The organism is Enterobacter cloacae complex sp. AR_0002 (genome assembly GCF_001922365.1).
GTDB lineage: Bacteria > Pseudomonadota > Gammaproteobacteria > Enterobacterales > Enterobacteriaceae > Enterobacter > Enterobacter hormaechei_C.
In genome coordinates this window covers 1,497,662-1,516,617 of record NZ_CP018814.1, presented here as the reverse complement: position 1 = coordinate 1,516,617, position 18,956 = coordinate 1,497,662, and the positions used below count along the sequence as shown (strand labels likewise).

Below are 18,956 nucleotides of genomic sequence, written 5' to 3'. Positions count from 1 at the left end.
TCCAGCTATGTTAGTGCGCGTTCGGATAAAAAAAAAGCCGCTAATCAATTAGCGGCTTCTGTTCAGTCGTTTCCCGATGACATTACGCGTTCGCGGTTTTAATCGCTTTAGCGGATTTGTCGTCGTCCTGCGTCATACGATTCAGTTTAGGTGCGGTCAGCAGCATCAGTACGGCAATCACGGCGGTCGCGATACCAATTTGCATGAACACGGTGCCGTAGACATTCAGGGAAACCAGCGGGTCGGTAACGTTGTCTGGTACCGCCATCAGGTTCGCAATCTTACCTGCGATGATGGCCGCGCCAGCGGTAGTCAGGAACCAGCTACCCATGATGAAGCCCATCAGACGCTGAGGGACCAGCTGCGCAACCATCGCCAGACCCAGACCGGAGATCATCAGTTCACCGATGGATTGCAGCGCATAGCTCAGGATCAGCCAGTTAACAGAAACGATACCCGCGTCGGTCGCGAATTTCGTCCCCAGCGGCAGCACCAGGAATGCGCCAGAGCACAGCACCATACCGATAGCGAACTTGTGCGGCATTGGCAGACGGTCGCCCATCTTGTTATAGATAGCGGCCAGAATCGGGCTACCAATCATGATCCAGAACGGGTTCAGGGCCTGATACTGCTCCGGCTCGAACGCGATACCGAGGATGGAGTGCTCAACGTTGCGGATAGCGAAGAAGTTCAGAGACGTTGGCATCTGGCTGTACAGAACGAAGAAGATGATCGCTTCCAGCATCAGAATGAACGCCACAATCATCTTACGACGTGCCGCACCCTGCATCGCGAAGGCTTCTTTCGCGAAGATAATCACGATACCCAGCGCAACCACGCCCAGTACGGCACGTGCAACGCCCTGGTTATGCAGCAGCCAGGTGGCGACAGCGGCCAGGATCACGATGCCGACGATGGTTGCCAGCAGTTTGCCCATGTGCACGGGTTCGAAGTCTGGTTTTGAACCATAGTCTTTAACCCAGCTACGGCAGAACAGGAAGTTCACAACGGTGATCAGCATACCCACGAAGCTCAGCGCAAACGCTACGCTCCAGCCGAATTTTGCGGCCAGCCATGGGGTTGCCAGCATAGAGAAGAAGGAGCCGATGTTGATGGACATGTAGTACATTGTAAATGCACCGTCCAGACGTGGGTCATCTTTGCTGTAGCAGGTAGAGAGCAGGGAAGATGGGTTCGCCTTGAAGAGGCCGTTACCTACCGCGATGGTAGCCATGCCCATGTAAACCACACCTGCATCGTGCCCGGACCAGGCAACCAGCCCATAGCCAATCGCCAGAACAACGGCGCCCAGCATAATGACTCGTTTAGTACCGAGGACTTTATCGCCTAACCAGCCGCCTATAGCGACGAGGCCATACACCAGGGCGCTGAAGGAAGAGAATAGCGTGATGGAATCGGCTTCAGACATACCCAGCTGTTTAACCAGGTAAACCGCCATGATCCCTTGCAGGCCGTAGTAGCCAAAACGTTCCCATAATTCGATAGAGAAAATGAGATAGAACGCTTTAGGCTGTTTGAAAGCGTTAAGACTTACGCTCTCATCTGTTGGTTTATTGTTTGCAGTAGACACATATACCTCTTTTTTTACATCCCATATTAACGGGGGTGTTCATAGCGTGATGACCGTAGTCCATCCGCTTTATAGTTATATTGGGAGGGGAAACGGCGGGTAATGTTCACTATCCAGCCCCATCTGGCAATACGTTTGTAATAATCTGTTACATATAACTCTGGCGGTATAATCATCGGTTCACGCAAATGTTATGCAGCTTTAAATTTCATTGGTTGAAAATTAGTGGTTTTTTTGACTGTGAGTGACCCTGTTTAATGGCTGTATGGCGATATGTTCTGCTATTTCGGGTGATTGGCAGTGATATAGCCCATGTTCTGAAAAATGACTGGTCTTATGTGCGGTGTGGAATAGACGAAATCTTGTCTGACAAAGGGGTTGGGCGGGTTTTAACAACAAAAATCCAACATCAGGTTATCAGAGTGATCGCGATCACAGATGTATAGAAATTTTTGGTGATGAAAAAACTATTAACCTGTTTGAGTGTTAAATGACCGACGAATCGACAATGCGTAAAGGAGAAAGAGAGGGCAATTTATGGCCAATCGAGAAGATATCAGAGCCCTTGTTAATTCTAAGGGCTTGAACAGGTAAGAAGTAAGGTGGTTTACGCTCAGGGATAGACTTTTTCTTTGTATTCGCAGAGATCTTCGATAATGCAGGAACCGCAGCGTGGCTTACGGGCAATACAGGTATACCGTCCGTGCAGGATCAGCCAGTGGTGGCAGTCCACCTTAAATTCCGCAGGAACGACTTTTAACAGCTTCTCTTCAACCTCTTCCACGTTTTTACCCGGCGCGAAACGGGTGCGATTTGAGACGCGGAAGATATGGGTATCCACGGCGATGGTCGGCCAGCCAAACGCCGTGTTCAGCACCACATTTGCCGTTTTACGCCCGACGCCCGGCAACGCTTCCAGCGCGGCGCGATCTTCAGGGACTTCACCGCCGTGCTTCTCCAGCAGGATCCGGCAGGTCTTAATGACGTTTTCGGCCTTGCTGTTAAACAGGCCAATGGTCTTGATATAGGATTTCACACCTTCAACGCCCAGCTCCAGCATGGCCTGCGGCGTATTGGCGACAGGGTAGAGCAGGGCAGTGGCTTTATTGACGCTCACGTCCGTCGCCTGTGCAGAGAGCAGCACCGCGATCAACAGTTCAAACGGCGAGTTAAAGTTCAGCTCTGTCGTTGGATGAGGATTCTCATCGCGCAGGCGCGTCAGGATCGCAATGCGTTTCTCTTTATTCATACTGCTTTCTCGGGGATCCCTTCCTGTACGCTGCGTTCAGCGGCGCGGCGTTTACGTTTTTCATCAATCAGGTATTTTAACGCCAGCATCATCCCAAGGCCAATGAAGGCGCCAGGAGGTAGCATGGCCAGCAGGAACGGGGTGTCCGTATGGAACACCTCAATACGCAGCGACTTCGCCCAGCCGCCAAGCAGCGCGTCCGCACCGTCGAAGAGCGTACCGTTGCCCAAAATTTCACGCAGAGAGCCGAGGACGAACATGGCGGCAGTCGCGCCCATGCCGATGGAAAACCCATCCAGCGCGGATATGGCCGGATTGTTTTTCACCGCGAAGGCTTCAGCGCGGCCTACGACAATACAGTTAGTCACGATAAGCGGAATGAAGATCCCGAGCGACTGGTACAGGCCAAATGCGTAGGCGTTAATCAGCATTTGCACGACGCTGACCACCGACGCAATGATCATGACATAAATCGGAATACGGATTTCTGACGGCGTCCAGCGGCGCAAAACAGAAATGGAAAAGTTAGTCAGGGTCAGCACCAGCGTGGTCGCCAGCCCCAGCCCGAGCGCGTTGGTGGCGGTAGACGTCACCGCCAGCAGCGGACATAGCCCCAGCAGCTGCACCAGCGCGGAGTTGTTCTTCCAGAGACCCTGGACGATAACCTCTTTAACCTGGCTCATGGTCACTCCTCACAGGTGGAAAGATGATTGATCTGCGCGGGCAGCGTTTCGGCATACAGCCCGGCGCGCTTTACGGCGTTGACCACCGCGCGCGGGGTAATCGTGGCACCCGTGAACTGGTCAAATTCGCCGCCATCTTTTTTCACCGCGAAAGCAGGATCGTCCTCGCCATGAATCATCTTTCCGGCGAAGTGTAAGATCCAGTCGCTTAAGCGTGTTTCAATTTTGTCGCCAAGGCCCGGCGTTTCGTGATGCTCCGTCACGCGCGTACCCAGTACGGTGCCGGAAAAATCGCTGCCCACCAGCAGCTGAATCGCACCGGAGTAACCGTCCGGCGCGGTGGCTTCCATGACGGCGCCCACGGGGTTATCGCCCTTGCGGGCAATATAAACGCGATGGGGTCCTTTACCAAGCTGCGGAGCCTGCACGACAAAGCAGCTTTTTTGCAGGTCATTATCGTAGAGATCGGATGGGATCACCTGATCGAACAGCGCTTTTTGCTGCTTCATTGCCTGCTCTGCAATGGTGGTTTTCGTCAGTTCATTTACCAGCGCGGTCAGCCCGGTGAGGGCGGCGGCGAAGATCGCCAGCGTGACGCCGTGTTTTTGCATTGTCTTTAGCATGGCGCGACCCTTAGCGATGACCGTACACGCGTGGACGCGTGTAGTAGTCGATGAGCGGAACGGTGATGTTAGCCAGCAGCACGGCAAATGCCACGCCGTCCGGATAGCCGCCAAAGCTGCGAATAAGCCAGACCAGCAAGCCTGCCAGCGCGCCGAAAATCAGACGACCACGGTTGGTGGTAGAGGCGGTGACCGGATCGGTCAGAATAAAGAATGCCCCGAGCATGGTCGCGCCGGAGAGCAGATGGAGCTGCGGGCTGGCCAGTGACTCAGGTGAGATAACCCAGCCGAGCGTCGAGCAGACGGCCAGCGTCACCAGGAAGCTCACCGGAATATGCCAGCGGATCGCCTTCTGTTGCAGCAGGAACGCGCCACCCAACAGGTAGGCCAGATTGACCCACTGCCAGCCAGCACCTGCCAGTACGCCGCTGTAAATAGACGATTTCATCACCTGCTCCACGCTTTGTCCGGCACGCAGGGAGGTTTTGAAGGTATCGAGCGGAGTGGCCTGACTGATGCCGTCCACGCCCATGCGAAGCGCGTTCATATCTGCGCCCAGCGCGGTGTGGCCGGTAAAGATAACGTGCAGGGCATCCATAAAGCCGGGCACCGTGGCGGCGATCTCATGCGGCGGCAGCCAGCTGGTCATCTGTACCGGGAAGGAGATCAGCAGTACTACGTAGCCAATCATCGCCGGGTTAAACGGGTTATGGCCCAGCCCGCCGTACAGCTGCTTGGCGATGATCACCGCAAACACCGTTCCCAATACCACCATCCACCACGGGGCGAACGGGGGAATGCTGATGGCCAGCAACAGGCCGGTCAACAGGGCGGAGTTATCGCTCAGGATGCGAGTCACCTCCATTTTGCGCAGCTTCAGGATCGCGGCTTCCGCTGCGACGGCACTGGCGCAACCCAGAACTAACTGGAAAAGCGTACCCCAGCCGAAAAACCAACACTGTACGGCAATACCTGGCAGCGCGGCCAGGCACACCAGCATCATAATACGCGATGTCTGGCGCTGGTTATGGGTATAAGGGGAACTTGCAATTCTGAAAACCATTTAATCCTCGTTAACGGCTTGCTGCGCGGCTTTCTTTGCCTGAACGCGCGCAATCGCGGCGGCGACTGCGGCTTTGCGTGGATCGTCATTAGCGGCCGCAGGCAGTTCGTCCTGCTGTGCCGCTTTTCGTGCTTTGGCACGGGCGATGGCCGCTTCAACGGCGGCTTTACGCGGATCGACAGGGGCTTCACTCTCTTCGGCAGGTTGTAGCTGTGCCGCTTTACGTGCTTTGGCGCGGGCGATAGCGGCTTCAACGGCCGCCTTGCGCGGATCCGTCGCTTCCTGTTCAACCACCACTGTCTGCTGACCGGCTTTGCGGGCTTTTGCCCTGGCAATAGCCGCTTCCACCGCCGCTTTACGCGGGTCGATGTCGGCTTCCGGTTTGGCGTTTTGCGCTTTCTCCGCCTGACGCGCGCGTGCTTCGGCTTTCCGCGCTTCGCGGGCCGCAATCGCTTCGCTGTTGTCCGGTTTTTCTCCCGGAGCGATCACAACCGTCTGGGCGGCGGTGGCTTTCTTCTCGCGCACGCGGGCCAGGGCTGCGTTAATGGCATCCTGATCTTTCGCCGCAGGCTGCACGGCAGCCTGCTTATGGCGTTCCTGACGGGCTTGTTTCTCGCGCTCCAGTCGCGCCTGGCGCGCTTCAAAGCGGGCCTTCGCTTCAGCGGCACGTTTTTCTTCCATGGAGATGGCGTAGATTTCAGCTTTCTCCTGACGGAAATACTGCACCAGCGGAATATTGCTTGGGCAGACCCAGGCGCAGGCACCGCATTCAATACAGTCAGCCAGGTTATGCGCCTGGGCTTTATCGTGCAGCTGGCCTTTGCTGTACCAGTACAACTGCTGCGGCAGTAAATCTGCCGGGCATGCGTCCGCACAGGCGCTACAGCGTATGCAACCTTTCTCTTCCTGCGTTTCGCCCATCTCCGTTAGGGAAGGGGCGAGCAGGCAGTTGGTAATCTTCACCACCGGCACATCAAGCCACGGCAGGGTAAAGCCCATCAGCGGGCCGCCCATAATGACCAGTTGATCGCTACCCGGGCAGAAGCCAGCCTGTTCCAGCAGATGACGCACCGGCGTACCCAGACGCGCCCAGATGTTGCCGGGACGGGAGACGGACTCGCCGGTCAGCGTGACGACGCGCTCGGTCAATGGCTCGCCGTCAATCACCGCACGTTTCACCGCGTAGGCAGTCCCCACGTTTTGCATCAGCACGCCGATGTCGGACGAACGGCCCCCGTGGGGGACCTGTTTGCCGGTCAGGATCTGCGTCAGCTGTTTTGCCCCGCCGGACGGATATTTGGTCGGGATCACGCGCAGGGCGATATCATGGCTGTCCGCCAGTACCGCACGCAGCATCGAAATGGCCTGCGGTTTATTGTCCTCAATACCGATCAGCACTTCGCGGGGTTGCAGGATATGCGCAAGAATGCGAATACCTTCCACCACCTGCGCGGCACAGTCCTGCATCAGACGGTCATCGGCGGTGATGTACGGTTCGCACTCGGCGGCGTTGATAATCAGCGTTTCGATTTTTTCGCCGCCGCCGTGAAGCTTAGCGCCGGTCGGGAAGCCTGCGCCCCCCAGACCCGCCACGCCGAACTGATGAATGCGTTCAATCAGCGCTTCACGGCTGTGGGAACGGTAGTCGCTCCAGCCGTCACGCTCGATCCAGCGGTCTTCACCATCGGCTTCAATGATCACGCTCAGCTCAGACAACGCCGACGGATGGGCAACGGTATGGGGGGCAACAGCCACCACCTTACCGGAAGTCGGGGCATGTATCGGCAACATCCGTCCGCGACCAAAGGTCAGCGGCTGGCCGCGAAGAACGCTATCGCCTTCTTTCACGCACAATTCGCCTTCCGCGCCGATATGCTGTTTCAGGGGCATAACGTAACGGGTCGCCAGCGGGATCTGGCGCAGCGGCGTGCCGTTAGACTGCGATTTCATCTCAGGCGGTTGAATGCCGCCGTCGAAATCCCAGATCTTCTCTTTTCTGAAGGCAGAAAATAACTTAAGCATGTTGTTCCACAGGAATATTGCGAACCGGAATGGTCTGAAGGTCCCACTTCCAGTTTTCGGTAGTCGTTTCAACCGGGCGCAGTTCTATACACTGCGTCGGGCAGGGCGCCACGCAGAGATTACAGCCGGTGCACAGATCCGCCACAACGGTATGCATCGCGCGCGTTGCGCCCACAATGGCGTCAACAGGACACGCCTGAATACATTTTGTGCAGCCAATGCAGTTGGCTTCGTCGATAACAGCAAGGGCACGAACAGGCTCCTGGGCCTGTTCATCGCCGTCGACAGGCTGGGGATCGACGTTCAGCAGGGCAGCTATTTTAAGCATGACCGCTTCGCCACCCGGCGCGCAGCGGTTGATCTTTTCTCCCTGCACGCCCACCGCCTCAGCGTAAGGGCGGCAGCCAGGGTAGCCGCACTGCCCGCACTGGCTCTGGGGTAAAAGTTCATCAATTTTTTCAACCACCGGATCGTCCTCCACCGCAAACCGGCGGGAGGCGTAACCCAGAATGATGCCAAAGACGAGTCCCAGCACGCTGATGGACGCGATGGCAATCCAGATAGCACTCATTACAACTTCACCAGACCACTAAAGCCCATAAAGGCCAGAGACATTAAACCTGCGGTCACCAGAGCGATGGCGTTACCGCGAAACGGCGCGGGAATATCCGCCGCGGCCAGACGCTCGCGAATCGAGGCGAACAGGACCATAACAAAAGAAAAACCGACCGCGGCGGAAAAACCATACAGCGCCGATTGCAGGAAATTATGCCCAAGGTTGATATTCAGTAGCGCCACGCCCAGCACCGCACAGTTAGTGGTGATGAGGGGCAGAAAAATACCCAACAGGCGATACAGGGCAGGGCTGGTTTTCCGCACCACCATTTCGGTAAATTGCACCACGACCGCAATGACCAGAATAAAGGCCAAAGTGCGCAGGTAGAGCATGTCGAGCGGGATTAGGATCCAGGTATCAATCAGCCATGCGCAAATGGAGGCCATCGTCATCACGAAGGTGGTTGCCAGCCCCATGCCCATTGCCGTCTCCAGCTTTTTGGAGACGCCCATAAACGGGCACAGGCCAAGGAACTTCACCAGTACGAAGTTATTCACCAGCACAGTTCCGACAAAGAGCAGTAAGTAATCGGTCATTATTTAGCCTGAAATAAAATAGCCGCCTATTATCGGATAAACGACAACAGGCCACAACAGGTTAACTGTAAGGTTATTACGGGTTGACAAAGGTCTTCTTAACGCGCGTCGAACGCTTGAAATAAGGGACCAGAAGCGCCGTCGCCAGTAGCGGAAACAGTAACTGGCGAACCGCCAGCGCGTCAGACACAGGCGAGAAAGCGAACGCTTTGACAGCCAGCAGCACGGAGACCAGCAGCCAGATAATGTAATGCTTTGGCACGCTTTTGCGGCGTTTGAAGAAGGCGATAGTCAGCCACAGCGTGTAGTACCACATCGCGATCGCGAAAACGAACGACACAAACCACGTCGCAATATTGAGCGCACTCTGGGACATCAGTGTCTGGATAGCATGAGGCGTAACCAGTGCGGTGGTGTAAAGCAACAGCGCCAGTGAAGCGCTTAGTAATGCCACCAGCAGCCATGCCAGCGGGGCGATTAACCAGCCCCCAATTCTCTCTCCAGGCAATGCGGTCATACGCTCTCCCATAGTCTGCGCGAAATGTTATACAGAAATTTGCAGGGCGGAGAGTATATAACATTTCACGCCGAAGGCTACTTTCTTATACAACGTAACGCCATACGGATTTAGGCACTTCCCCCACATTGAACAGACGACCGCCAGAGACCAGTTCGGCGCGACGATGGTCAGCAGCGCGGTACATATTGATGATGTCCTGATTATCCGACAGCGTGTAGTTCAGATGGTCAAACAGTTTTTCCAGGCTTTCAAGGGAATTGATCTTGCGAAATTTTAATAAATAGTCCTGAACTGTCATATTAATAAGTTTCCATATAAAAGGGTAATACCCATAAAGGTAATGCGTTCGAATAATAAACGGATTAATAAAGACGTAAACTGTCCACTCGGGTAACGCGACGAAATTAGGAGTTTTCTTTGCGAAGAATCAGGCATCAGGAGATGCCTGAAAGAGAAGGGTAACCCCGTTCATTACGGCTGGCAATATGTTCCATGACGTAATGTGTCACGCTTTATGACGACACGGCTTACTTTTGTTGTGCGACAGTCACAGGCTCCGGCGGCTGGTAGTTATCGATATGGCTGGCAATGCCGAGCAACACGACTGAAACCCCAAGGACAATCCATCCCGCTAATTCAATGATTCGATTAATTATTGACGTCATAATTTGTGTTTGTAATTTATCCATAAATACAGATTACAAATGTTACAGCGCCCTTTTCTTCAGAGCAAGCGCTTTGGGAACGATTCCCCGGCCCCCTATGCGCACTTTAATGCGAGGTAACAAAAAACGCTGTCGTGAGATGCTATTTTAACTCACAGGGCACATTATTAATGTGTGCGTTAAGCACAAGGCCAGTGATAAATAAGCGCACAGCGAGGGGGCAAACGATGAGTGAAAACATCCGCGTCGGTCTTATTGGCTACGGGTACGCAAGCAAAACCTTTCATGCACCGCTGGTTGCCGGCACGCCGGGAATGGAACTGGCGGCCATCACAAGCAGCGATGAGACTAAGGTCCGCGCCGACTGGCCAGCTGTGCCGGTGGTAACGGAGCCTAAGCATCTGTTTAACGATCCTAATATTGACCTTATTGTCATTCCTACCCCTAACGACACTCATTTCCCCCTGGCGAAAGCGGCGCTGGAGGCAGGCAAACATGTTGTTGTCGATAAGCCTTTCACCGTGACGTTGTCACAGGCGCGCGAGCTGGATGCGCTGGCGCGAAGTCTGGGTCGGTTATTATCGGTCTTTCACAACCGGCGCTGGGACAGCGATTTCCTGACGGTCAAAGCGCTGCTCAACGAAGGCACGCTCGGCGAAATTGCCTTTTTTGAGTCGCACTTCGATCGTTATCGTCCGCAGGTGCGAGATCGCTGGCGCGAGCAGGCGGGACCGGGCAGCGGCATCTGGTATGACTTAGCGCCGCATCTTCTCGATCAGGCCGTTCATCTGTTTGGTCTGCCCGTAAGCATGACGGTCGATTTAGCGCAGCTCAGGCCGGGGGCGCAGACCACCGACTATTTCCATGCCATTTTGAGTTATCCGCAGCGGCGCATTGTGCTGCACGGGACAATGCTTGCGGCGGCGGAATCGGCCCGCTATATCATTCATGGGGCGCGCGGCAGCTATGTGAAGTTCGGCCTGGATCCGCAGGAAGAGCGCCTCAAAAATGGCGAACGCTTACCGCAGGAGGACTGGGGCTACGACATGCGCGACGGGGTGGTGACGCGTGCGAAGGGTGAGGCGCTGGTTGAAGAGACGGTATTGACCCTGCCGGGGAACTATCCGGCGTATTACGCCGCCATTCGTGACGCGCTGAACGGTTCAGGTGAAAATCCGGTTCCCGCAAGCCAGGCAATCCAGATTATGGAGCTCATTGAGCTGGGGATCGAATCTGCCAAACATCGCGCAACGCTCTGTCTGGCATAAGTGCCAAACGCTTTCGTAGGCCGGGTAAGCGCAGCGCCACCCGGCAGTAAAGAGGACTACTGAGCAACTTTATCGCGCAGCGCCTGTTTCTCTTCAGGCGTCAGGAAGGCGATCTCCAGCCCGTTGATTTGCGCCTGACGGATCTGCTCGCGGCTCAGCCCGGCCTGCGGCGCGGCGATGTTGTATTCGTGAATAATATCCACGCCCTGAACCGCCGGATCGTCCGTGTTCAGTGAAGCCAGCACCCCGTGTTCAAGGAAGGTTTTCAGCGGGTGTTGCGCCAGCGATGCCACTGTACTGGTCTGAATATTGGAGGTCAGGCAGGATTCGATTCCAATACGTTGTTCGGCGAGGAAATCCATCAGCGCGCGATCTTCAATGGCTTTCACGCCGTGACCAATACGTTCCGCACCCAGTTCACGAATGGCCTGCCAGATGCTTTCCGGCCCCGCGGCTTCGCCTGCATGAACGGTAATATGCCATCCTGCATCACGTGCGCGGTTGAAATGAGACAGGAACAGGCTGCCCGGGAAGCCCAGCTCGTCACCGGCCAGGTCGATGGCGGTGATCTGGTCGCGATGCGCCAGTAACGCTTCCAGCTCCTGAAGACAGGCCGCTTCACCGAAGGTACGGCTCATAATGCCGATCAAACGCGCCTGAACGTCAAAGGTTTTGCAGCCTTCACGCACGCCTTCAATGACCGCTTCAACCACGCCCGCTACGCGGAGATTGTGGGTCATCGCCATATAGCCCGGGGAGAAACGCAGTTCGACATAGTGCAGGCCGTTGCGCGCGGCATCTTCGATGTTTTCAAAGGCGACACGGCGACAGGCATCGACCGAGGCCAGCATCTTCACGCCCCAATCGAGCTTGCTCAGAAAGCTCACCAGATCCGGTTCGTTCGACGTGACCTGAACATGGGGGATCAGGGTTTCAAGCGTTTCGGCAGGGAGGGTTAAATTGAACTGGCGACCAAGATCGAGAATGGTTTGGGCACGAATGTTTCCGTCGAGGTGGCGGTGAATATCAGTTAAAGGCAGGCGTGTATCAATCATGGTCGCACTCTTTGCTGGTTAAAGTGCGCCATATTATAAAAACAAAACGGGGTAAAAAGCTATTTGCGCAAGGGAATATTCCGTTGCGCAAATGATTTACAGCAGAGTGTTGATGCCAGCGATAAGGCGCTGAACGCCCTGTTCAAGCTTACTACGCGGACAGCCAGCGTTCAGTCGCACATAGCCTTTACCTTCATCCCCATAGGTATATCCCGGCATGATGGCCACTTTTTGCTGTTCAATCAGCACGTTTTGCAGCGTCTTGTCATCAATGCCAAGCGGGCTGAGATCGACCCAGGCCAGATAGGTTGCCTCGGGCGGTTGCCAGTTGAGTGTCGGAAATGCACTGTTTAATTCGCGAGCAACATACCGCAGATTCTCTTCGAGATAGGTCCGCAGCGCGTCCAGCCAGGGTTCGCCCTGTCGGTAAGCAGCAATATGCGCGGTCAGCGCCAGCACGGAAGGGGAAGAGAGTCCGTCCCGACCTTTTAATGCATTCAGATAGGCGTTACGGCTGGCGTCATCGGCGATAAGCCCCCAGGCGCCCGTCAGCGCCGGAATGTTGAAGCTTTTGGAACCCGAGGTCAGCAGCGCCCATTTACCGCGCGCAACCTCATTCCACGGGGTATGACGATGCTTGCCCCATACCATGTCCATATGAATTTCGTCGCTGATCACCGCTACGTCATAACGTTCACACAGGGCCGCCATTGTGGTCAGCGCCTCCCGAGTCCAGACTTTTCCGGTCGGGTTTTGCGGGCTACACAGCAGCAACACCTTGTTTTCCGGTTTTGATAGCGCCGCTTCCAGCGAGGCCATATCCCCCTCCCAACCATGCGTTGTTTTCTGCATCGGCACGGAAACAACGGTACGCTGGTTGCCTTCGATGGCTTTATAAAAGGCATCGTAAGCCGGAGTATGGACCACCACGCCGTCGCCAGGCGAGGACCAGAGGCGGATCAGCTCCGAGACCATATAAATGACCGACGGCCCATACACCACGGTTTCGGTATCAATCTGACTGTTAAAGCGTTGCCGGAACCAGTGCGCCACGGCGGCCAGAAATTCTTCATTTTTCCAGCGACTGTAACCAAACACCCCGTGGTTTATTCGCTGGTGCAGCGCATCGGTAATGCAGGGGGCGGTGGCGAAATCCATATCAGAGATGGTGAAGGGCAGCAGGTCGGCTGCGCCAAAACGGTCAGCGACATAATCCCACTGGGTACACCAGGTGCCGTGTCGATCCACGACGGTTGAAAAATCAAACATGACGGTGCTCCGTAAAGTAAAACCCCCTCATGACGAGGGGGGGCGAGGCATCAGGCTTCGACGGTTCGCATCAGGGTTGCCAGCTCATCCTTCACTGACTGTACCTGCGGGCCAATGACGACCTGCAAATTGTGCTGATTTAACTGTACTACGCCAATAGCCCGGTTAGCTTTAAGTGCGTTGGTATCCACTTTGGACATGTCCGCCACCGACAAACGCAGGCGGGTGATGCAGTTATCCAGAGAGGTAATATTATCCGCACCGCCCAGCGCCGCCAGAATAGCCGGCGTGTTATATCCGGATTTCCCAACGGTACCGGCCACCGCCTGTTCAACGCTGGTGGCCGTATCGGCATCGCGGCCTGGCGTTTTCAGGTTAAAGCGGGTGATGGCGAAGCGGAAGATCCCGTAGTAAACCGCGAACCAGATGGCGGCCACAACCGGCACCAGATACCACTTGGTGGACAGGCCGTGCAGGATACCGAATACCACGAAGTCAATCACGTTACCGTCGGTGTTACCGATGGTCACACCGAGCACAGCCATCACGGTAAAGCCCAGGCCCGTCAGTACGGCGTGGATGAGGTACAGTACCGGTGCCACGAACAGGAACAGGAACTCGATAGGTTCTGTCGTACCGCCCACCACGCAGGCAATAACGCCGGAGATCAGCAGACCTTTAATTTTATGACGATTTTCCGGACGGGCACAGTGGTACATCGCCAGCGCAGCACCCGGCAGGCCGCCGAGGAAGGCAGGCATTTTACCCTGAGAAAGGAAACGCGTCGCACTTTCAGAGAAGCCGTGAGTGGCCGGGCAGCTCAGCTGGGCCTGGAAGATGGTCAGCGCGCCGCTAACGGAATGACCGCAAACGTCCATGGTGCCGCCTGCTTCCGTAAAGCGGATCAGGGCAACCAGGATGTGCTGTAAACCAAACGGTAGCAGCAGACGTTCACCCGTACCGAAAATCATCGGGCCGAAATCACCCGCGCCGTTGATAATGCGGCCAATCCCGGTGATCCCCATGGCAAAAATCGGCCAAATCAGAGGGATGATCAGACCAAACAGACCCATCACAACCAGCGTAATGATTGGCACAAAGCGGGTCCCGCCGAAGAAGGCCAGCGCATCGGGCAGGCGGATGTTGTGGAAGCGCTCGTGCAGCATCCAGATAATCACCCCCGCGATCACGGCTCCAAGAATCCCGGTATCGATGGACTGAATACCAATCACGCTCTGAATGTTATTGGCTTTCAGTACCGCCGCGTCGGTCGTCGGCAGGATCCCTTTGGCGGTCAGCCAGAAGTTAACCGCAAGGTTCATGACCGCATAGCCAACGAAGCCCGCAAACGCCGCCACGCCTTTGTTTTCGCGCGCCAGACCCAGAGGAATGGCGATACAGAACATTACCGGCAGGAAGCTAAAGGCAAACGATCCGACCTTGCTCATCCAGATGAAGATCGCCTGAAGTACCGGATTTCCCAGGAAAGGGATCAGAGTAATGACGTCATGACTGCTTAACGAGCTGCCGATCCCCAGCATAATCCCGCAAAAAGAGAGAAGCGCCACGGGCAGCATAAAGGTTTTACCCAGTTGCTGGAAAAACTCCCACAGCGATATTTTTTGTGCTGCTTTCGTCGTCATAAAACGACTCCTTAAATGGTAGAAAGAGATTTAACGACCTCGATGGGGCGAGAAGATAAAACGTTTTATCAAACTTTAGTGCGCGCTAAATCACATTCTCAGGCTTTTACTGGTAGTATAAAGATAACGTATTGATAAAACGTTTTAGCGATCTCATTATCAAGGAGTCACGCCACCACATGGCTGTAGCGAAAAAGATCACCATCAACGATGTCGCGCTGGCGGCGGGGGTTTCCGTCAGCACCGTTTCGCTGGTATTAAGCGGGAAGGGGCGCATCTCTCCTGCAACGGGTCAGCGCGTCAACGAGGCCGTTGAGCAGTTGGGCTTTGTGCGTAATCGCCAGGCGTCGGCGCTGCGCGGTGGGCAAAGCGGGGTGATAGGGCTGATCGTTCGCGATCTCGCGTCGCCGTTTTATGCAGAACTGACCGCCGGGCTGACCGAGGCGCTTGAAGCGCAGGGGCGAATGGTTTTCCTGCTCCACGGTGGGCGCGAACCGGAGCAACTGCTCTCCAGGCTGGATTTGCTGCTGACGCAAGGGGTGGATGGGGTGATCGTGGCCGGCGCGTCCGGCGTGGGCAGTGAATTGTGTGAGCGCGCGGCGCAGAAAGGCGTACCGCTGGTGTTTGCGTCGCGCGCCAGCTATCTCGACGAAGCCGATACCCTTCGGCCAGATAACATGCAGGCCGCGCAAATGCTGACCGAGCATCTTATTCATCGCGGCCATCAGCGCATCGCCTGGCTCGGCGGTAAAAGCTCGTCCCTGACGCGTGCCGAGCGGGTGGGCGGTTACTGCTCCACGCTCATCAAATATGGCCTGCCGTTTCACAGCGAATGGGTGGTGGAGTGTGAATCCAGCCAGAAAAAAGCCGCGGAAGCCATCGGCACGCTGCTTCGCAACAGCCCGACGATCAGCGCGGTGATTTGCTATAACGACGTTATTGCGATGGGGGCGTGGTTCGGTTTGATCCGCGCCGGACGCCAGAGCGGTGAGGGCGGGGTAGAAACGTTCTTCGGCCATCAGGTGGCGCTGGGGGCGTTTGCAGATGTCGGTGAAAATGCGTTAGACGATCTCCCCATCGTCTGGGCGACGACGCCGGCTCGTGAAATGGGGTACACCCTGGCAGAACGAATTATGCAGCGCATTGAAAATACGGACGTGCAGGCCGGGCATCAGATTGTGGCTGCGCGCTTAGTGACGGTGAAGTAACCGCTTTGCATGCACGGGCCTACAACGGCTCAGGATCGGAGGCCGGGCAAGCGTCAGCGCCACCCGGCAATAAAAAACCCCTCATGCGAGGGGTTTTTCGTTTACTGCTGCGGTACTGCCGGCGGCGCAGCCGGTTCAGCCGGTTCAGGCATGCCCAGCGTCGGCATACCAAACATACCGACAAACTCTTCCAGCGGCATTTTGTCGCCGTTGAGCGTCACCTGGCCATTAGCATATTGCAGGCTGGTGGAAATGGTGTTGTCTTCCACCTTCGTGATGCGGAACATCTGGCCCATCGCCGCCAGGCCTTTCACCTGTTGGTTTGCCAGTTTACCTGCATCTTCTTCACCATACCCTTCGAGTTTCGCAATCTGCGTCATGAACTCGGTTGCCATATCCATCGGGATGGTCAGCTTGCTGTCGAGCGATTTCACGCTGCGGTCAACTTCCTGCGCGAGGGTCTGCGGCTCGCTGGTCGTGGCTGCCGGATCCTTCAGGAACAGCGACAGGTTGAAGTTGGTTTCGCCTTTGCCGTTTTTCCAGCTCAGTGGCGCAACGGTAATCACCGGCTCGCCCTTCAGCAGGATCGGCAGGTTATTAAACAGCACCGTCATCGCCTGCTGCTGGTAAGCCTGTGGGTTCTGTTGCAGGGCGGCATCGGTCAGCAGAGCCTGGCTCTCTTTACTGTATTTCTGACTGAATTCGTGCCACGCCTGGCCGTCAATGTTGCCGATTTTCAGGGACAACTTACCGGTACCCAGATCCTGATTCTGTACTTTCAGGCTTTTCAAGCTGTAATCTAGCTGGGTGTTGATGCTTTTACCGTCTTTGGACACGTCAGACTTACCGTCCAGATCCATGCCTTCAAGCACCGCCATCTCTTTGCCTTCGATCGCAATGGCGATCTTATCGAGGCTCAGTTTCTGGTCGCCGATACGCTCATCAAAATCAGTCATACGGCTATTGCCGCTGGCTTTCAGGTTGTTGAAGGTAAGCTGCACCTTCTGGTTATATTCATTGACTGAATTCACCAGGCCGCTGGCGGCATCGCCGGTCAGGGAGACATTCTTGCCGTCGCGATCGGCATCAAGCTGGAAATTACCGCCGCTGAAGGCGACTTTATCAGTGCCTTGTTCGTAATTCAGGGCTTTCAGGTCGATGTCGGAATGCGTATCACCGGCATAGCTGATGCGGGTATTGATCTCAAACGGCGACTCATTTTTCGCCATATCGAAAATCGGCTTCGTCACCTCGTTATTCACCAGTACGGTTCTGGCGGATGCCATAGAGGGGATCAGGTTAAACTTTTTCAACTGCGCCAGCGGGAACGGACCGTGGCTGACCACTTCATCCAGCACCACGCTCTGGCCCGGTTTCAGCCAGGCGTTCTGATTACCCGCAACCGGCTTCACCACCACCTGCATATGGCTGGTAAACACGCCACGCTGGTAGTTCTGATAGCTCAGCTCCAGACCTGCTTCAGGCGCGCTGCGCTTAATCTCGCTGTTTGCCTGCGTCATCATCTCTGCCAGACGGCTTTCCAGCTGTTTCCCGGTATACCAGGAAGCACCCGTCCAGATTACGCCTAAAGCAACAATCACTCCTACCGCTACGACCGATTTTTTCATTGCGATTATCCCTAAAATGAAACCAGGCGGTTAAAACCGCCTGGTGTTACAACGCCTGTTACTAGCTTAGCAAGAGTTGTTAAAAAATTCAGTAAGTCCCTAAAGCTTATTAAAAACACGCGCCAGGCGACCGGTGCCGCTCACCCGGACAGGCGACTCGTTTGCTGCGACAAAGGCGGATTCACCCGGTTTGAGCACCAGACGCTCGCTATCTTTGTGCAACGTCGCTTCGCCTTCCACACAGAACAGGATCGCGGCGCTCTCCTGTGCAATGGCGGTTTCGTCTGCGCTGAGGTCGTGCAGGGAGAAGGCAAAATCGTCAACCGGAATCGGGAAGTCCAGCTCTGCGCCGTTTTTCACCGGCTGAGTAAGCAGCTCCGCAGCAGGTTTCGCCACAAACTTCACGTTGGCAACCAGCTCAGGGATGTCGATGTATTTTGGCGTCAGGCCCGCGCGCAGTACGTTATCGGAGTTAGCCATCACCTCCAGTGCCACGCCGTTGAGGTAGGCGTGCGGGGTTTCAGCGAACAGGAACATCGCTTCGCCCGGGTTGAGCTTCACCACGTTCAGCAGCAGCGGAGAGAAGAGGCCGCTGTCGTCCGGATAAAACGCGGAAATTACGCGAATGGTGTCCCATGGCTCACCCTGCTGGCTGTTCAGCGCGGCTTTCAGCACCGCCAGCGCGTGGGATTTTTCCTCGCCCTGCATATTCAGCAGGCTGGCAAACAGCTCGCTCAAGGCTTCTGCGTTCGGGTTTTCCAGGAAGTGGGCGATCGCGTTGTGAGCCCCGGCGACCGGTTGCAGCAGGGAGATGATCTCGGAAAACTCGCGGAAGGCATTCATCGCCAGGAAAGGGGTAAGGGCGAAAACCAGTTCCGGCTTGTGGTTAGGATCTTTGTAGTTACGCTCTGCGGCGTCTAACGGAATACCGGCGGCATTTTCTTTGGCAAAGCCCAGCTCAGAGGCTTTTTTGTTCGGGTGAACCTGAATGGAGAGCGGCTGGTCGGCGCACAATACCTTGAACAGAAACGGCAGCTCACCAAAACGATTCGCCACTTTATCGCCGAGCAGTGCGGCTTTGTCGGCGTCGATGACGTCACGCAGGCTGCGAACCTGACCGCTGGCATCTTCAATTTTTGAGCTGCTCTTCGGGTGCGCGCCCATCCACAGCTCTGCCATCGGCAGGTTGTCCGGGTTGGCGATACCGTAGAGATCCGTTAACGCAGTTTTACTTCCCCAGGCGTAGTTTTGCACTGAGTTGATGAGTTTTTGCATTATCAAGCCCTGATTCATATGTGGAATTAACTCCGCGTATTA

The 18,956-nt window shown here is 55.6% G+C and carries 18 protein-coding genes; 2 read left to right on the top strand and 16 right to left on the bottom strand.

The window, feature by feature from the left end; all coding sequences use genetic code 11:
* Positions 1-82: 82 nt before the first annotated feature.
* The 11 genes from dtpA to blr all read right to left on the bottom strand — a co-directional run bounded on the left by dtpA (position 83) and on the right by blr (position 9,556).
* A complete protein-coding gene (dtpA, locus tag AM329_RS07400) occupies positions 83-1,591 on the bottom strand; it encodes a dipeptide/tripeptide permease DtpA (protein WP_003857596.1) in 1,509 nt (502 codons plus the stop codon).
* Positions 1,592-2,204: 613 nt separating this feature from the next.
* Entirely contained in the window at positions 2,205-2,840 is a 636-nt protein-coding gene (gene nth / locus AM329_RS07395; protein WP_003857594.1) for an endonuclease III, read from the bottom strand.
* Positions 2,837-3,523, bottom strand: a complete 687-nt coding sequence (locus AM329_RS07390) for an electron transport complex subunit E (protein WP_003857592.1) — start codon at positions 3,521-3,523, stop codon at positions 2,837-2,839. The genes nth and AM329_RS07390 overlap by 4 nt, the downstream gene beginning before the upstream one ends.
* Positions 3,524-3,525: 2 nt before the next feature.
* Positions 3,526-4,146, bottom strand: a complete 621-nt coding sequence (gene rsxG, locus AM329_RS07385; RefSeq protein ID WP_003857590.1) for an electron transport complex subunit RsxG — start codon at positions 4,144-4,146, stop codon at positions 3,526-3,528.
* Between the two features lie 10 nt (positions 4,147-4,156).
* Positions 4,157-5,209: an electron transport complex subunit RsxD gene (gene rsxD, locus AM329_RS07380; RefSeq protein WP_003857588.1), complete on the bottom strand. Its 1,053-nt coding sequence runs from the start codon at positions 5,207-5,209 to the stop codon at positions 4,157-4,159.
* Positions 5,210-7,231 (bottom strand): electron transport complex subunit RsxC, encoded by a 2,022-nt coding sequence (rsxC, locus tag AM329_RS07375; protein ID WP_032609066.1) that lies wholly within the window; start codon positions 7,229-7,231, stop codon positions 5,210-5,212.
* A complete protein-coding gene (gene rsxB, locus AM329_RS07370; protein WP_003857583.1) occupies positions 7,224-7,802 on the bottom strand; it encodes an electron transport complex subunit RsxB in 579 nt (192 codons plus the stop codon). Before rsxB ends, rsxC begins: the two co-directional genes overlap by 8 nt.
* A complete protein-coding gene (gene rsxA, locus AM329_RS07365) occupies positions 7,802-8,383 on the bottom strand; it encodes an electron transport complex subunit RsxA (RefSeq protein ID WP_003857582.1) in 582 nt (193 codons plus the stop codon). Before rsxA ends, rsxB begins: the two co-directional genes overlap by 1 nt.
* 76 nt (positions 8,384-8,459) lie before the next feature.
* Positions 8,460-8,900 carry a DUF2569 domain-containing protein gene (locus AM329_RS07360; RefSeq protein WP_015570663.1) on the bottom strand — a complete coding sequence of 147 codons (441 nt, stop codon included), beginning with the start codon at positions 8,898-8,900 and terminating at the stop codon, positions 8,460-8,462.
* Between the two features lie 85 nt (positions 8,901-8,985).
* Entirely contained in the window at positions 8,986-9,201 is a 216-nt protein-coding gene (ydgT, locus tag AM329_RS07355; protein WP_000217941.1) for a transcription modulator YdgT, read from the bottom strand.
* 229 nt (positions 9,202-9,430) lie between these two features.
* Entirely contained in the window at positions 9,431-9,556 is a 126-nt protein-coding gene (blr, locus tag AM329_RS07350) for a division septum protein Blr (RefSeq protein ID WP_151884424.1), read from the bottom strand.
* 239 nt (positions 9,557-9,795) lie between these two features.
* Here blr and AM329_RS07345 point away from each other — a divergent pair, with 239 nt between their 5' ends.
* The gene (locus tag AM329_RS07345) at positions 9,796-10,836 is read left to right on the top strand and encodes an oxidoreductase (RefSeq protein ID WP_032609067.1); all 1,041 of its coding nucleotides are present in this window, start codon (positions 9,796-9,798) and stop codon (positions 10,834-10,836) included.
* A gap of 56 nt (positions 10,837-10,892) precedes the next feature.
* Here AM329_RS07345 and add read toward each other — a convergent pair whose 3' ends face one another.
* The 3 genes from add to malX all read right to left on the bottom strand — a co-directional run bounded on the left by add (position 10,893) and on the right by malX (position 14,803).
* Complete coding sequence (add, locus tag AM329_RS07340; protein ID WP_032609068.1) at positions 10,893-11,891, bottom strand: adenosine deaminase; 999 nt, start codon at positions 11,889-11,891, stop codon at positions 10,893-10,895.
* Positions 11,892-11,987: 96 nt separating this feature from the next.
* Positions 11,988-13,160 carry a MalY/PatB family protein gene (locus AM329_RS07335; RefSeq protein ID WP_032609069.1) on the bottom strand — a complete coding sequence of 391 codons (1,173 nt, stop codon included), beginning with the start codon at positions 13,158-13,160 and terminating at the stop codon, positions 11,988-11,990.
* A gap of 50 nt (positions 13,161-13,210) precedes the next feature.
* On the bottom strand, positions 13,211-14,803 hold the full coding sequence (gene malX / locus AM329_RS07330; protein ID WP_032609070.1) for a maltose/glucose-specific PTS transporter subunit IIBC: 1,593 nt from the start codon (positions 14,801-14,803) through the stop codon (positions 13,211-13,213).
* 179 nt (positions 14,804-14,982) lie between these two features.
* Between malX and AM329_RS07325 the strand changes: the two genes are divergently transcribed.
* Positions 14,983-16,011, top strand: a complete 1,029-nt coding sequence (locus AM329_RS07325; protein WP_003857568.1) for a Mal regulon transcriptional regulator MalI — start codon at positions 14,983-14,985, stop codon at positions 16,009-16,011.
* A 101-nt stretch (positions 16,012-16,112) separates the two neighbouring features.
* Here AM329_RS07325 and AM329_RS07320 read toward each other — a convergent pair whose 3' ends face one another.
* Positions 16,113-17,639: a YdgA family protein gene (locus tag AM329_RS07320; protein WP_032609071.1), complete on the bottom strand. Its 1,527-nt coding sequence runs from the start codon at positions 17,637-17,639 to the stop codon at positions 16,113-16,115.
* A 99-nt stretch (positions 17,640-17,738) separates the two neighbouring features.
* Positions 17,739-18,914: a mannose-6-phosphate isomerase gene (manA, locus tag AM329_RS07315; protein ID WP_003857564.1), complete on the bottom strand. Its 1,176-nt coding sequence runs from the start codon at positions 18,912-18,914 to the stop codon at positions 17,739-17,741.
* Between the last annotated feature and the right edge of the window lie 42 nt (positions 18,915-18,956).

Coding starts and splice junctions, on each gene's coding strand:
- nth (WP_003857594.1), bottom strand. CDS start 2,840: ATGAATAAAGAGAAACGCATTGCGATCCTGACGCGCCTGCGCGATGAG.
- AM329_RS07390 (WP_003857592.1), bottom strand. CDS start 3,523: ATGAGCCAGGTTAAAGAGGTTATCGTCCAGGGTCTCTGGAAGAACAAC.
- rsxG (WP_003857590.1), bottom strand. CDS start 4,146: ATGCTAAAGACAATGCAAAAACACGGCGTCACGCTGGCGATCTTCGCC.
- rsxD (WP_003857588.1), bottom strand. CDS start 5,209: ATGGTTTTCAGAATTGCAAGTTCCCCTTATACCCATAACCAGCGCCAG.
- rsxC (WP_032609066.1), bottom strand. CDS start 7,231: ATGCTTAAGTTATTTTCTGCCTTCAGAAAAGAGAAGATCTGGGATTTC.
- rsxB (WP_003857583.1), bottom strand. CDS start 7,802: ATGAGTGCTATCTGGATTGCCATCGCGTCCATCAGCGTGCTGGGACTC.
- rsxA (WP_003857582.1), bottom strand. CDS start 8,383: ATGACCGATTACTTACTGCTCTTTGTCGGAACTGTGCTGGTGAATAAC.
- AM329_RS07360 (WP_015570663.1), bottom strand. CDS start 8,900: ATGACCGCATTGCCTGGAGAGAGAATTGGGGGCTGGTTAATCGCCCCG.
- ydgT (WP_000217941.1), bottom strand. CDS start 9,201: ATGACAGTTCAGGACTATTTATTAAAATTTCGCAAGATCAATTCCCTT.
- AM329_RS07345 (WP_032609067.1), top strand. CDS start 9,796: ATGAGTGAAAACATCCGCGTCGGTCTTATTGGCTACGGGTACGCAAGC.
- add (WP_032609068.1), bottom strand. CDS start 11,891: ATGATTGATACACGCCTGCCTTTAACTGATATTCACCGCCACCTCGAC.
- AM329_RS07335 (WP_032609069.1), bottom strand. CDS start 13,160: ATGTTTGATTTTTCAACCGTCGTGGATCGACACGGCACCTGGTGTACC.
- malX (WP_032609070.1), bottom strand. CDS start 14,803: ATGACGACGAAAGCAGCACAAAAAATATCGCTGTGGGAGTTTTTCCAG.
- AM329_RS07325 (WP_003857568.1), top strand. CDS start 14,983: ATGGCTGTAGCGAAAAAGATCACCATCAACGATGTCGCGCTGGCGGCG.
- AM329_RS07320 (WP_032609071.1), bottom strand. CDS start 17,639: ATGAAAAAATCGGTCGTAGCGGTAGGAGTGATTGTTGCTTTAGGCGTA.
- manA (WP_003857564.1), bottom strand. CDS start 18,914: ATGCAAAAACTCATCAACTCAGTGCAAAACTACGCCTGGGGAAGTAAA.